Here is a 13,923-nt window from a genome sequence, read left to right as displayed (position 1 = left end):
CGGGAATCAGTTCGACCCCCCACCGTAGCTGACCAGCCGTCAGTTACGCAGCAGTCCGTCCAGCGCCCGCCCGAACAGCACCCGCCCCGCCAGGGCCAGTACGGGATCGAGGGCGGCCGGGACCCCGCGTACGCTCAGCTCCTCCGTCCACACCACCCGGCTGCCCCCGGGCGTCTCCGCCACCTCGAACGAGGCCGCGCCCCGCACCACCCGGCCCAGCTTCACCAGCCGGCACACGGCGGTACGGCCGGGGGCGGGCGGCTCGAAGACCACGACCTCCATCGGGTCGTCGAAGCCGAACCGCCCCAGACCGGTCCTGGCCGTGAAGCGGGTGCCCACCCCGCTCGGCCCCGCCGTCAGCACCGTCGTCCGCGTCAGCGGCACCTGCGCCCCGTGCGCCGGCCAGTCCGTCAGCCGCCGCCACACCGCGCCGGGCGCCAGCGCCGTGGTCCGCTCCACCCGGAACCGCCTCACTCCGGCTCCTCGCCCGCCACCACCAGACCGGGCAGCCGCTCCGCGATCTCCTCGCGCTCCTGGGCCGACAGCCCCCGGTCCGTCACCAGGGTGTCCACCTCGTCCAGCGTCGCGAACGAACTCAGCCCCACCGTGCCCCACTTGGTGTGGTCCGCGACCACCACCACCCGGCGCGCCGCCCGCATCAGCCGCCGGTTGGTCTCGGCCTCCGCCAGGTTCGGCGTTGAGAGCCCCGCCTCCACCGAGATCCCGTGCACGCCCAGGAACAGCGCGTCGAAGTGCAGCGAGCGGATCGCCTGGTCGGCCACCGGCCCCACCAGCGCGTCCGAGGGCGTGCGCACCCCGCCGGTCAGCACCACCGTCGCCGCCCCCGGCCGCGCCTCCCCGCCGGCGCCCGCCTGCTGCGCCTCGTGGAAGACGTCCGCGACCCGCACCGAGTTGGTCACCACCGTCAGGTCCGGAACGTCCAGCAGCTGCCGGGCCAGCGCGTACGTGGTCGTACCCCCCGACAGGGCGATCGCCGTCCCGGGCCGGACCATCGCCGCCGCCGCCCGCGCGATCTCCTCCTTCGCCCCGAGCTCCAGCGCCGACTTCGCCTCGAAGCCCGGCTCGTGGCTGCTCGCGTCGGCCACCGGCACCGCCCCGCCGTGCACCTTCGCCACCACGCCCTGCCGGGCCAGCGCGTCCAGGTCCCGGCGGACCGTCATGTCGGAGACGTTGAGGCGGCGGGTCAGCTCGTTCACCCGGACGCCGCCGCGCCGCCGTACCTCGTCGAGAATCAGGGCGCGCCGCTGCTCCGCGAGAAGGTTCTGATTGTCAGTCACCGCCGGGGCCGGTCCTTTCCGTAGGGAACGGGGAGAGAGGGATAGCGAGAGAGGAAAAAGGAGGAAGAGAAGAGGAAGAGAGACGGAGAGAGAGGGAGACAGGGGTCCGGAAAAGGGGAATGAGGAGAACGGGTGACGGAATCCGGGAGGGCCGCGCCGAGAGGCCCGGCCGTCCGCGATCCTGCTGTTGCCGTCGAATCCTCCCACTCAGAGAGCGAGTCACCGAAGTGTCCCCTGCCACACCCGACCCGAAGCACGGGGGTGCGGCGCTCGAACTGCTCGTCCACGGCGTGGGCGGGGCCACCGCGGCCGACATGCTGGACGACCCGCGCACCGCGCGGGTCACCGGCGACCGGACGGCCGCGATGTACCGCCGCAGGGACGACCTCGACGCCGAGGACCACCCCGAGCGCCACGCCGACCGGCCCGTCCCCGAGGCGTACTGCTGGTCCAACCTCACCTCCGGCAACGGGGCCCGCGCCCTCTGGCTGCTGCTCCTGCCGTTCATGGTCGCCAACCTCGCCCACTGGATGCGCCCGCCCGCGCCGGGCCGGGCCCGCCTGGTCCGCCTCTACGGGGTCCTCGTCCGGCTCGTCGCGCTCACCCTCACCGTGCTCCTCACCGCCGCCGCCTGCGAGGTCGCCCTCGACCTGACGGCCTGGCAGTGCGCGGGCTCCGGCCCCTGCGCCGGGCAGCGCTCCTGGCTCGGCTTCCTCTCCGCCGAGCGCGGCGGCTGGTGGTCCCAGCCCGGCCGCCGCCTCGCCCTCGCCGCCGTCGTCCCCACCGCCCTCGTCGGACTGCTCTGGTACCTGTCCAACCGCACCTGGAGCGCGTACGAGGCCCAGCGCCCGCCCACCGGCTACGAGACCGACCCCGGCCCTGCCGTGCCGCCCGCCTCCGACACCGAGGCCGCCGACGGCGCCACCCCCGTCACCCTGCGGCCCGCCCTCGGCCGCCCCGGCTTCTGGTACGGGCGCCGGCTCGTCGCCCGGCTGCGCGCCGCGCACACCGCCGCCGGCTTCCTCACCGTGGCCGCCGTCCTCGCCCAGGCCACCGCCCGGTACGACACCCCCGGCAGCCTCATCGGCGCGCTCGGCCTGGTCGTGCGCGCCGCCCTGCTGGTCCTCGCCGGCACCGTCCTGGTCGTGGTCTGCCGCCGGGGCCGCAGCGAGAACCGCCTGGACCTGCGGATCGAACGGGCCCTGGTCTCCTGGCTGCCCGCCACCGCGCTGCTGACGCTCGCCGCCACCGCCCTGCACACCGGCTGGTCCCGGCCCGGCTGGACCTCCCGCGGCACCCTGCCCGGCGACGTCGTCTTCGGCACCGTCACCGTCGTCCAGGGCGGGCTCGTCGTCGCCCTCGCCGTCGTCGCCCTGCTGCTCTGCCGCCCGCGCTCCGCCCCCCGTACCGCGCTGTACGGGCTCGGCGGCCCCGCCGTCGCCATGCTGGCCTGCGCGCTCGGCGGGGTGATGTCCGGCGGGGTCGCCCAGCGGGTCGCCGACTGGCTCGACGGCCCCGGCACCCCCGGCACCGGCGGCGGGCTGATCACCGGGCCGCCCGTCCTGCTCAGCTGGCAGGCGTCCGTCATCCCCGTCCTCCTGCTGCTGCTCCTCGTACCCGCCGCCGTCCTCGTCGCCCGCACCGCGCTCGCCTCCCGGACCCTGCGCCCGGCCGTCGAGGCCGACTACGCCCCCGAGGTCTTCGACCACCTGCGCACCGGCCAGATCGCCGCCGGGCGCGCCCGCGCCGCCCTCACCGACTCCGCCCCCGTCCTCGTCGGCGTGGTCTCCGGCGCCACCCTGCTGCTCGGCGCCCTGTCCGTGGCCGGCGCATGGGCCAGCGGGAACGTGCCGGGCCGGGCCTTCGACGGCGCCCACCCGGCGGTCGCCTCGGCCGCGACCGCCGCCCAGGCGCTGGGCTCCTGGATGATCGGCTTCGGCTTCCTGCTCTTCGTCACCTGGGGCCGCCGCGCCTACAAGGACCCCTCCGCGCGGCGCACCATCGGCATCCTGTGGGACGTCGGCACCTTCTGGCCGCGCGCCGCCCACCCCTTCGCCCCGCCCTGCTACGCGGAGCGGGCCGTGCCCGACCTCACCTGGCGGATGAGCTCCTGGACCCGCCGCACCGGCGGCCGGCTCGTCATCTCCGGGCACTCCCAGGGCAGCGTCCTCGCCGCCGCGGCCGTCTGGCAGCTCCCGCCCGCCACCCGCGGCCGGGTCGCCCTGCTGACCTACGGCTCGCCGCTGGAGCGCCTCTACGGGCGCTGGTTCCCGGCCTACTTCGGCCCCGACGCGCTGCGCGGGCTGCACCGCACGGTGCACTGCTGGAGCAACCTGTACCGGGCGACCGACCCGATCGGCGGGCCGGTGCGGGTCCCCGAGGAGGACGGCCGCCCGGCCGTGGACCGGCCGGTGCTGCGCGACCCCGTCGCGTACGGGCGGACCCGCGAACATCCGCTGCCCGAGCCGATCCTGGGCCACTCCGACTACCAGGCGGACCCCGGCTTCGCCGCCGCGCGGGCCGAGCTGCTCGACCGGCTGCCGCCCGCGCTGCCGCGCCAGCGCGCCGACGCGGCCTCCGCTCAGGGGAGTTCGGGCAGATCCTCCGGGTAGAGCAGGGTCAGCTCGTCCGTGCTCGGCTCGGCGAGCGCGGCGACCCGGCCCGCGTGCCGCTCGACCATCGACTCGAAGGTCTGGCGGGCGGTGCGGCCGTTGCCGAAGGTGGGGCCCTTCGGCAGGGCCGTGAAGTAGGCCAGCAGGGCCTCCGAGCTGCCTGCGGCCAGCCGGTACTCGTGGTCCTCGGCCTGCTGCTCGACGATCCGCAGCAGCTCCGGCGGCACGTAGTCGGAGAAGGTGATGGTCCGTGAGAAGCGGGAGGCCACACCGGGGTTGACGCTCAGGAAGCGGTCCATCTCGGCCGTGTACCCGGCGACGATGACCACGACCGCGTCCCGGTGGTCCTCCATCAGCTTGACCAGCGTGTCGATGGCCTCCCGGCCGAAGTCCCGCCCCGAGTCCTCGGGGGAGAGGGCGTACGCCTCGTCGACGAAGAGCACCCCGCCGCGGGCCCGGTCGAAGGCTTCCTGGGTGCGGATGGCGGTGGAGCCGATGTGCTCGCCGACCAGGTCCACCCGGGAGACCTCGACGAGGTGGCCCCGGTCGAGGACGCCGAGGGAGGCGAGGATCTCGCCGTAGAGGCGGGCCACGGTGGTCTTGCCGGTGCCGGGGTTGCCGGTGAAGACGAGGTGGCGGCGGGCGGACACCACCTTGAGGCCCGCCTCCTGGCGCCTGCGGCCCACCTCGATCATGTTGGTGAGGGTGCGGACCTCGTGCTTGACGCTGTCCAGGCCGACCAGCGCGTCCAGTTCGCCGAGGACCTCCTGCGAGGAGCGGGCCTCCGCCGGGGCGGGCGGCGGCCCCGCGCCCGGCGCGGCCGGGGCACCCGAAGTGCCGGGCGCGGCGGGCGTGTTCGGCGTACCGGGGGCGGCGGAGAGGCGGGGCGGCGGGACGGTGCCGAGCAGGCCGCCGGTCCGGGTCGCGGTGAGCACGCCCCCGGCGTCGGCGGGCGCGGTCGAGCGGAGCTGGCTCTCGTCGCTGGTGCACTCCTCGACGACGGGCCCCTCCTCGGGGAACTCGTACCCGCCGCGCGCGCAGCGCTCGGTGCGGCACTTGCGCAGGGTGGTCCGGCAGCCGTCCATGACGTGGAAGCCGTAGCCCTCGCTGCCGGTGACCCGGCAGGCGACGAAGGAGCCGCGGCCCTCGGCGGAGACGTAGAACCCGGCCTCGGCGGGGGAGGTGACCGTGCAGCGCTCGATGGTCGGGTCGGCGCCCTTGGTGACGATGACCCCGGTCTGCACGGCGTCGATCGTGCAGCCGGCCAGCGTGCCGCCGCTGCCGTGGTCCCGGAACCAGGCGCCGGTGGACGCCTCCCGGATCCGGCAGTCGTCGAGCTGGGCGGTGGCCCCGTCGCTGACCGACACGGCCGTGTTGCGCACCTGCGACAGGTCGCTGTCGACGACGTCGGCGCGCGAGCCCCGGTCGAGGACGAACAGCGCGTCGGGCACGTCGTGCACCCGGCAGGAGTCGAGCACGGCCGTGGCCCCGTCGCTGATCCAGACCGCCGGGTAGTCGCCCGTGCTGTCGTGGATCTCGCACTGGTTGGCGTCCACCCGGGTCCCGGGGTCCCACACCGACAGGCCGTTGCGCCCGAAGCGGCGCACCGTCGAGCGGGTCAGCGTGAGCACCGAGCGCGAGCGCAGGTCCACGGCGTTCTCGGGGATGTCGTGGATGTCGCAGTCGGAGAGGGTGAGCACCGCGTCCGTGTCGAGGGTGATGCCGTCGGCGGAGGTGCGGTGCACCCGGGAGTCGCTGAGGTGCGCGGTGGCGCGGGAGGCGATCTGCAGGCCGGTGCCCTTGATCTCGTACACCTCGCAGCCGAGCGCCTCCAGGCCGCTGCCCTCGCCGTTGACGGCGATGCCGGCGCCGGAGGCGTGGTGCACCCGGCAGCGCTCGAAGCGCGGGTGGGCGCCGCCGCGCACGGAGATCCCGGACTGGCCGGCGGCGACGACCTCGCACTCCTCGAACACGCCGCCCGCCCCGTCGAGCACGGCGATGCCGACACCCGCCGGGTTGTCGACGGTGCAGCGGCGGACGGTGGGGCGGGCCGCGCCGCGCACCTCGACGCCGGCCGCGGAGCGGGTGCTGATCCGCAGGTCGAGCAGCTCCGGGGTGCCGTCCTCGACGAGCAGCGCGGGCGCCGCCGCGTCCTGCCCCTCGATGTGCAGGTCCCGCAGGGTGGCGGAGGCGCGCACGGTGAGCGGCACCCCGTCGGCGGGCGCGATCCGGACCGGGCCGCCGTCGCCGCCCCGCAGGGTGACGGCCCGCTGGACCACGAGGTTCTCCCGGTAGGTGCCGGGGGCGACGGTGAGGACGTCGCCGTCGCCCGCGGCCTCCAGGGCGGCGGCGAGGGAGGCGTACTCGCCCGTGCGGCGCCGCCACCGCGACGTGCCGGTGTGCGTCACCTGGACCGTGCCCTGTGCCATGGGTGTGTTCTGCCCCCGCCTCGTGCGCCGACGCTGCTCCGATGCCCCACCGTAGCGCGCGCGACGGCGCGGGGCGGCCGGGTCAGCTGCCCGTCCCCGTCCGGCCCCAGTCGGGACCGGCCTGGGCCCAAGCGCGGTCCAGACGCGCGTACCGCCGCCGTACCAGGCGGTGTACGGCGAGCCGCCGGGCCGTCTCCACGAGGAGCCCCGCGAGGAGTGCCACGGTGAGGCCCGCGATGAGGGCGTGCGCCCGCGCGGTCTCCGGGTGCATCGGCGGCGGCACGGGCCGCCCGGTCCGGTCGGTCCAGAGCGGGAACGCGTCACCGGGGCGGGCCTGCTGCCGGAGGGTGTTGACGGTGCCGGTGCGCGCGCTGCCGTCCGGGGCGGTCCAGTCGGCCACCACGGCGGGTCTCAGCCGCTGCTCGCCCGCCGCCTCGGCGTCGCGCTCCCGGGGGTCCTGCGGGGCGATCCGCACCACCCGGGCGACGGTCGGCACCCGCTCCTGGTACTGCGAGCGGACGGCGCGCTGGAGCGAGGCGTTGGCCGAGAGCCCCGACAGGACGCCCGCCCCGGGCACCACGAGGCACAGCAGCACGACCGCCGTGAAGGCGAGCCATGCCTCGACCAGGTCCGTGGTCCGGCGCAGGGGATTGCGCCGCCAGCGCCAGAGTCCGATGGCTGCACGCACGCTCCGCACCCCCTCGTTGTCCGTTCTTCCAACGAGTGTGCCCCGGCGGATGGTTCCGCGCCTGTCGAGCACGGACGGGTGAACGGGAAAGGGGCAGGTGGGGCGCCCGGGGTGCGCCGAGAGTCCGCTGGGAGCCCGCGGGGAGAGACCTGCCGGGCGGTCAGTCCAGGATCTCGACCGGGTCGCCCGCCTTGATGACTCCCCGGTGCTCGGGGACCAGGTTCTGCCCGAAGATCAGCCGGCTGCCGTCCCTGCGGTGCCGGGCCAGGGTGCGCAGCGGTTCCTTGCCGCGCTCGGCGGTCTCCTGGTCGGTGGTGGTGACGACGCACCGGCCGCAGGACTTGGCGACGCGGAAGGTGACCTCGCCGATCGCGAGGCGGCGCCAGCCGTCCTCGGCCCAGGGGGCGGTGCCGTCGATGACGACGTTCGGCCGGAAGCGGTTCATCGGCAGCGGGCCCTCGTCGGCGTGGTCGCCCTGGGCGATCAGCGAGTTGAGGGCGTCGAGCGAGGAGGTGGTGGCGGCGAGCAGCGGGAAGCCGTCGGCGAAGCTGACGGTCTCGCCGGGCAGCGCGAAGTCCGGGTCGACGGGCCGCCGCCGGGCCGGGTCGTCCATGTGGACGAGCCGGACCTCGCTGTCCAGGTAGGCGCTGAACCAGGCGTCCGCCGCCGGGTCGGCCCCGACCGCCTCCACGGGCGTGCCGAAGATCTCCACCGTGATCGTGGGCGTGCCCGGGCAGGCGTCCGGCACCTCCACCGTGAGCGCGTCGAGGCCGGGCGCGGTCAGCGTGACGCCGCCGTCGGGCAGCAGTCCGGCCGCCGCCAACGCCAGCCGCGCGTGCTGGCGTTGGGTCACGACCTTGCCCGCGGTGTCCACGACGGTCCAGCGGCGGTCGCCCGCCAGTCCCCAGGGCTCGACCTCCGCCCGCGCGGGGGAGAACCCGCGCAGTGCCTTGACCGGGTGGACGTGGACGGAACGCAAGACAGGATTCGGCATACGGCCATCCTGCCAGCCGCCCCGCCGGCCGCCGAGGTCAGTATCCGCGGCCCTGGTACGGGCGGTTGTACGGGTCCTCGTACGCGGCTTGCGTGGGCATCGGGCGCGGGGCCGCCGGGCGCATCGCCTCGTACCCGCCGACCGCCGGGCGCATCGCCTCGTACCCGCCGGCCGCCGGGCGCGGCTGCTGCGGCGCCTGCGGGCCCGGGTAGCCGCGCGGGGCGACGGGCTGCTGCTGCGGGACGTACGGGGTGGGGGCGTGCTGCAGGGGCACGGGGGCCATCTGGGGCGCGGGCTGGGCGTAGCCGTACGCGCCGCCGTGACCGCCGTACGACGGGGTCTGCTGCGGGGAGGGGGCCGCCGGGAGGGCGGGGAGGGCCGCGGGCAGCGCCGGCAGGTAGCTGCTGCTTCCGGAGAAGCCGCTGCCGGTGTCGTACGCGGAGGGCACTCGGATCGGGGCGATCTGAGGCGTGCCCCGCTCTGCGACGAGGGAGTCGTAGATCGGGGTGTCGGGGAACGACGGCGCGGTGTGGTAACCGCCTCCGTAGGTGGAGCGCGGGGAGGTCATGGCTCATAAGGTAAGCCCACGATGTGCCCTGTGGGGAGCCCGGAAAGAGGGTTGATTGACGGGTTCCGAGAGGCCGCCGACCGCCAATGCGATCGAACGTGACAAAAACGGACGCGCGGTGGCGTATGGATCTTGTAAACACCGAGCTCGGAAGGGGTTACCGGCCGGTCGGGTGTCAGGTTGACGTAAAGAAAACCGGCGGCGACAAAGGGGTTCCGCGACATCCGTCGCCGATCTCCGCGCGCAATTGATGACACCAGTGTTGCGGTGGCGTTCCGTCATTACTCCGCGTGTCGGGAAATGCGCGCTACGGCGCGGATTTCCGCGCCCCGGCGTACGTCCGCCCCTTCCAGGCCGCGCCCCGCCCCCGGTAGTGCCGCACCGCCGAGTCCACCGTCATCAGCGCGTACAGGAACGCCGTGAACGGCAGCAGCACCGCCGCCCACGGCGGCTGCCCGTAGTAGCGCAGCATCGGCACGTACGTGCCGGCCATCACCGCCCACGCCGCCGCGCCCGCCCACGCGGCCGGGGCGTCCTCCGACAGCACCCCCGCCACCAGCGCCGCCGGCGGCACCAGATAGACCAGCGCGAGCCCCGCCACCGTCCCGGCGAGCAGCGGCGGACTGTGCCGCAGCTGGGAGTACGCGCTGCGGGCCACCATCCGCCACAGCTCGCCGAGCCCCGGGTACGGCCGGACGCTGTCCACCCGGTCCGCGAGCCCCAGCCAGATCCGCCCGCACACGCCCCGCACCGCGCGGGCAAGCGACACGTCGTCGATGACCGCCTGCCGGATCGCCTCCGGCACCCCCGCCCGCTTCGCCGTCTCCGTCCGCAGCAGCACGCAGCCGCCCGCCGCCGCCGTCGCCAGCGGGCGCCGCCGGTTGATCCAGCGGAACGGATACAGCTGGCAGAAGAAGTAGACGAAGGCCGGGACGATCAGCCGCTCCCACGGGCTCACCGCCCGCAGCCGCGCCATCTGCGACACGAGGTCCAGATCGTGCCCGGTGGCCGCCGTCACCAGCAGCCGCAGACTGTCCGGCTCGTGCGCGATGTCCGCGTCCGTCAGCAGCAGGAACTCCGGCCCGCGCGCCTGCGCGAGCGCCGTCCCGTGCCGCAGCGCCCACAGCTTCCCCGTCCAGCCCGGCTCCGGCTCGCCCGGCGACACCACCGTCAGCGGCAGCCCCTCCTGGCACGCGGCCAGCTCCCGCGCCAGCCGCCCGGTCCCGTCGGAGCTCCCGTCGTCCACCAGGATCACCTCCGCCTGCCCCGGATAGTCCTGGGCCAGCAGCGACGGCAGGCTCAGCGGCAGCACCTCCGCCTCGTCCCGGGCCGGCACCACGGCCACCACCCGGGGCCACACCTCGGGCGGGCGCGCGGGCACCGGAAGGCGCTGGTCCGTGCGCCAGAAGAATCCCTGGCCGAGGAGCAGCCAGGCCCAGACGGCCAGGGAGGCGATCGCGATCCAGGCAAGCGGGCTCATTCGCCGCAGTCTGCCCCAGATCGCCGGGGATGCAAGGGTGGTCGGCTAGGGTGACCGGGTGAAGATCGCGCTCATGGACTCCGGAATCGGCCTCCTCCCGGCGGCGGCCGTGGTGCGCCGGCTGCGGCCCGACGCGGACCTGGTGATCTCCAGCGACCCCGACGGGATGCCCTGGGGCCCGCGCAGCCCCGAGGACCTCACCGGGCGCGCCCTCGCCGTGGCCCGCGCCGCCGCCGCCCACGAGCCCGACGCGCTGATCATCGGCTGCAACACCGCGACCGTCCACGCGCTGCCCGCGATCCGCGCCGCGCTGGAGCCCCGCATTCCCGTCATCGGCACCGTGCCCGCGATCAAGCCCGCCGCCGTCGACGGCGGCGAGGTCGCCATCTGGGCCACCCCCGCCACCACCGGCAGCCCGTACCAGCGCGGACTCATCCGCGACTTCGCCGACGGCGCCGCCGTCACCGAGGTGCCCTGCCCCGGCCTCGCCGACGCCGTCGAGCACGACGACGCCGAGGGCGTACGCCGTGCCGTCGCCGCCGCGGCCGCGCGCACCCCCCAGGACGTCCGCGCCGTCGTGCTCGGCTGCACCCACTACGAGCTGGTCGGCGAGCAGATCCTGGCCGCCCTGGCGCGCCCGGAGGGCTCGGCGCTGCCGCCCGTCGAGCTGTACGGCTCCGCCGACGCCGTCGCCGCCCAGGCGTTCCGCCGGATCGGCGCCGAGGCCGACCCCGGCGCCCCCGCGACGGGCACCCTCACCGTGCTCCTGAGCGGCCGGTCCGGCACCCTGCCCGCGCCCGCGCTCGCCTACCCGCAGGGGCGCCTCCTCGGCACCGCCGCCGTCGCGCGCTGAGCTCCTCCCGGCCGCGCCGGCCACCGCGCGCCGGGCCCTTCCCCCGGACGCCCCGGCCCACGGGCCCGCGCCACGGAACGTGCGTAGGCTGTCACCATGAGGGAGCACTCCTCGCACCGGGGTCCCACCGGACCCGCGCCCGCGCCCGCCGTCTGGACCGGCCGGGCCACCAACCGCCTCCAGTGGCTGCCGGCCGTGGCCGGGGCCGCCTGCATGGCGCTCGGCATCACGCTCGCCGTCGAGTCCCCCTGGACCTCCGGCATCGCCCCGCTGCTCATGGCCGTGATCGGCTGCGTCGCGGCGGGTGTCCTGGTGCTCTTCGGCACCCTCGCCTTCGTGCACGTCGCGGTCCGCGTCGACGACGACGCCATGGAGGTGCGCTGCGGCCACATCGGCGTGCCGCGCCGCCGCATCCCGCTCTCCCACGTGGTCGACGCCGACTTCGAGCCCTCCGTCACCCCGCGCCAGTGGGGCGGCTGGGGCTACCGCTGGCGCCCCGAGAAAGGCACGGCCGTCGTCGTCCGGCGCGGCGAGGGACTGGTGCTGCGGCTCGGCGACGGGCGCACGTTCACCGTGACCGTCGACGACGCGGAGGCCGCCGTCCGCGCGATCCGCGGCCTGCTCCGGCGCACACCCCCGCCGACCCCCGTGTGACCCGCCCGCCCCGGCGGGAGGCACAAGGGCCGGGGTTAGACTCCGGCACGTGAGCGCCACCATGACCCCCGTCGACGTGCCCGAACCCGCTCCCGCCACGGGACGAGGCCGGGTGCCGCGGCGGTTCCGGCGGCCCGCGGCGGCCGTCCTGTCCGGACTGCTGCTGTTCCTGAGCTTCCCGCCGCGGCCCCTGTGGTGGCTCGCGCTGCCCGCCTTCGCGCTCCTCGGCTGGACCCTGCGCGGCCGCCGGCTGCGCGCGGGCTTCGGCCTCGGCTACCTGGCCGGGCTCGGCTTCCTGCTCCCGCTGCTGGTGTGGACCGGCGAGGAGGTCGGCCCCGGGCCGTGGCTCGCGCTCGCCGGCGTCGAGGCGCTGTTCGTCGCCGCCGTGGGCCTCGGCGTCGCCGCCGTCTCCCGGCTGCCCGCCTGGCCCGTCTTCGCCGCCGCCGTCTGGATCCTCGGCGAGGCCGCCCGCGCGCGGGCGCCGTTCGGCGGCTTCCCCTGGGGCAAGATCGCCTTCGGCCAGGCCGACGGCGTCTTCCTGCCCCTCGCCGCCGTGGGCGGCACCCCGGTCCTCGGCTTCGCCGTCGCCCTGTGCGGCTTCGGCCTGTACGAGGTGATCCGGCTGGTGCTGGAGCGGCGCCGCGCCGGGGCGGACAGTACCGACGGGGCGGACCGTGCGGACGGGGCCGAGGGGACTGAAGCGACGGCCGGCCCCGGTCCGGGCTCAGACTCGGGTGCCGGGCGCCCCTCCGGCGGGCGGGCCGTGCCCGGCGGGCGGGGCGCGCTCGTCGCCGCCGCGCTCGCGGTGCTCGTCCCCGTCACCGGCGCGCTCGCCGCGCTGCCGCTCGTGGACGACTCCGCCGAGGACGGCACCGCGACCGTCGCCGCCGTGCAGGGCAACGTGCCCCGGCTCGGCCTGGACTTCAACTCCCAGCGCCGCGCCGTGCTCGACAACCACGCCAACCGCACCAAGGAGCTCGCCGCCGAGGTGAAGGCGGGCCGCGAACCCCAGCCCGACTTCGTGCTGTGGCCGGAGAACTCCTCCGACATCGACCCGTACGCCAACCCCGACGCGTACGAGGTGATCGACCAGGCGGTACGGGCGATCGGCGCGCCCACCGTCATCGGCGCCGTCATCGCGCCCGAGACCGGAAAGCTCCGCAACACCCTCATCGAGTGGGCCCCGGGGCGCGGACCGGTCGCCGAGTACGACAAGCGGCACGTGCAGCCCTTCGGCGAGTACATCCCGATGCGCTCCTTCGTCCGCCTCTTCAACAGCAACGTCGACCGGGTCCGCCGCGACTTCGGCCCCGGTAACAAGGTCGGCGTCTTCGACCTCGCCGGCACCAAGGTCGGCCTCGCCACCTGCTACGAGGCGGCCTTCGACTGGGCCGTGCGGGACACCGTCACGCACGGGGCACAGCTGATCACCGTCCCCAGCAACAACGCCACCTTCGGCCGCAGCGAGATGACCTACCAGCAGCTCGCGATGTCCCGCGTGCGGGCCGTCGAGCACAGCCGCAGCGTCGTCGTGCCGGTCACCAGCGGGGTCAGCGCGGTCATCCGCCCCGACGGCGAGATCGTCGCCCAGACGAAGATGTTCACCCCGGACGTGCTGGTCGAGAAGGTGCCGCTGCGCTCCTCGCTGACCCCCGCGACCCGGATGGGCACCCTGCCCGAGGCGCTGCTCGTCGCCCTCGCCGCGGCCGGTCTCGGCTGGTCGGCGGTCCGCTCCCTGCGCGTCCGGCGGGCCGCGAAGGGCGCCGGGGCCTGACCGGTCCGGGGCCGGAAGATGATCTAGGGTCGGCCCATGGGCACCCCTGACTTCATCCGTGACATCCGGGCCTCCGCGGGCCACCAGCTGCTGTTCCTGCCGGGCGTGAGCGCGGTCGTCTTCGACGACCGGGGACGGGTGCTGCTCGGCCGCCGGGCCGACACCGGGATGTGGGCCGTCATCGGCGGGATCGTCGAGCCCGGCGAGCAGCCCGCCGCCTGCGCGGTCCGCGAGGTGTACGAGGAGACCGGCGTGCACTGCGTGACCGAGCGGATCGTGCTCGTCCAGACCCTGCGCAAGCCGGTCGTCTACCCCAACGGCGACCGGTGCCAGTTCATGGACGTGTCCTTCCGCTGCCGGGCCGTCGGCGGGGAGGCCCGGGTCAACGACGACGAGTCGCTGGAGGTCGGCTGGTTCGAGACCGACCGGCTGCCCGAGATGAAGCGGTTCTCCTACTTCCGGATCGAGCAGGCGCTCGCCGACGAACCCACATGGTTCGACACCACCCCCCAGGGCTGAACTATGGGTCGGGGACACATCGGTCGGCGGTGGGGCCGTTCATAGGGTGCGGAG

Annotated in this window: 12 protein-coding genes; 5 read left to right on the top strand and 7 right to left on the bottom strand. The window is 75.5% G+C overall.

Features of this window, described 5'->3' with window-relative positions; translation table 11 throughout:
• Positions 1-39 precede the first annotated feature (39 nt).
• A complete protein-coding gene (locus AB0C99_RS19320) occupies positions 40-474 on the bottom strand; it encodes an SRPBCC family protein (RefSeq protein ID WP_362476367.1) in 435 nt (144 codons plus the stop codon).
• Entirely contained in the window at positions 471-1,298 is an 828-nt protein-coding gene (locus AB0C99_RS19315) for a DeoR/GlpR family DNA-binding transcription regulator (protein ID WP_362476365.1), read from the bottom strand. The genes AB0C99_RS19320 and AB0C99_RS19315 overlap by 4 nt, the downstream gene beginning before the upstream one ends.
• A 227-nt stretch (positions 1,299-1,525) precedes the next feature.
• On the opposite strand from AB0C99_RS19315, the gene AB0C99_RS19310 reads away from it, so the two are divergent.
• Positions 1,526-3,910 (top strand): hypothetical protein, encoded by a 2,385-nt coding sequence (locus tag AB0C99_RS19310; RefSeq protein WP_362476364.1) that lies wholly within the window; start codon positions 1,526-1,528, stop codon positions 3,908-3,910.
• On the opposite strand, the gene AB0C99_RS19305 is transcribed toward AB0C99_RS19310, so the two are convergent.
• The 5 genes from AB0C99_RS19305 to AB0C99_RS19285 form a co-directional block, all read right to left on the bottom strand.
• Complete coding sequence (locus AB0C99_RS19305; RefSeq protein ID WP_362476362.1) at positions 3,880-6,339, bottom strand: right-handed parallel beta-helix repeat-containing protein; 2,460 nt, start codon at positions 6,337-6,339, stop codon at positions 3,880-3,882. The genes AB0C99_RS19310 and AB0C99_RS19305 overlap by 31 nt on opposite strands.
• Before the next feature lie 82 nt (positions 6,340-6,421).
• On the bottom strand, positions 6,422-7,027 hold the full coding sequence (locus tag AB0C99_RS19300; RefSeq protein ID WP_362476360.1) for a hypothetical protein: 606 nt from the start codon (positions 7,025-7,027) through the stop codon (positions 6,422-6,424).
• Between the two features lie 160 nt (positions 7,028-7,187).
• Complete coding sequence (locus AB0C99_RS19295) at positions 7,188-8,021, bottom strand: MOSC N-terminal beta barrel domain-containing protein (RefSeq protein WP_362476358.1); 834 nt, start codon at positions 8,019-8,021, stop codon at positions 7,188-7,190.
• A gap of 37 nt (positions 8,022-8,058) precedes the next feature.
• Positions 8,059-8,589: a DUF6643 family protein gene (locus AB0C99_RS19290; RefSeq protein ID WP_362476356.1), complete on the bottom strand. Its 531-nt coding sequence runs from the start codon at positions 8,587-8,589 to the stop codon at positions 8,059-8,061.
• Positions 8,590-8,896: 307 nt separating this feature from the next.
• Positions 8,897-10,069: a glycosyltransferase gene (locus AB0C99_RS19285; protein ID WP_362476354.1), complete on the bottom strand. Its 1,173-nt coding sequence runs from the start codon at positions 10,067-10,069 to the stop codon at positions 8,897-8,899.
• A 58-nt stretch (positions 10,070-10,127) separates the two neighbouring features.
• On the opposite strand from AB0C99_RS19285, the gene AB0C99_RS19280 reads away from it, so the two are divergent.
• From AB0C99_RS19280 to AB0C99_RS19265, 4 genes are all read left to right on the top strand, one after another.
• Positions 10,128-10,922, top strand: coding sequence for an aspartate/glutamate racemase family protein (locus AB0C99_RS19280; protein WP_362476352.1), 795 nt, complete (start codon positions 10,128-10,130; stop codon positions 10,920-10,922).
• Positions 10,923-11,018: 96 nt separating this feature from the next.
• A complete protein-coding gene (locus AB0C99_RS19275; RefSeq protein WP_362476350.1) occupies positions 11,019-11,576 on the top strand; it encodes a hypothetical protein in 558 nt (185 codons plus the stop codon).
• A 49-nt stretch (positions 11,577-11,625) separates the two neighbouring features.
• Positions 11,626-13,350 (top strand): apolipoprotein N-acyltransferase, encoded by a 1,725-nt coding sequence (lnt, locus tag AB0C99_RS19270; protein ID WP_362476348.1) that lies wholly within the window; start codon positions 11,626-11,628, stop codon positions 13,348-13,350.
• Between the two features lie 36 nt (positions 13,351-13,386).
• Positions 13,387-13,869 (top strand): NUDIX domain-containing protein, encoded by a 483-nt coding sequence (locus AB0C99_RS19265; protein WP_362476346.1) that lies wholly within the window; start codon positions 13,387-13,389, stop codon positions 13,867-13,869.
• Positions 13,870-13,923 lie beyond the last annotated feature (54 nt).

It is taken from the genome of Streptomyces sp. NPDC048659 (assembly GCF_040650575.1).
GTDB lineage: Bacteria > Actinomycetota > Actinomycetes > Streptomycetales > Streptomycetaceae > Streptomyces.
Note: the sequence above shows the minus strand (reverse complement) of the source record. Positions and strands in the feature narration are given on the sequence as shown.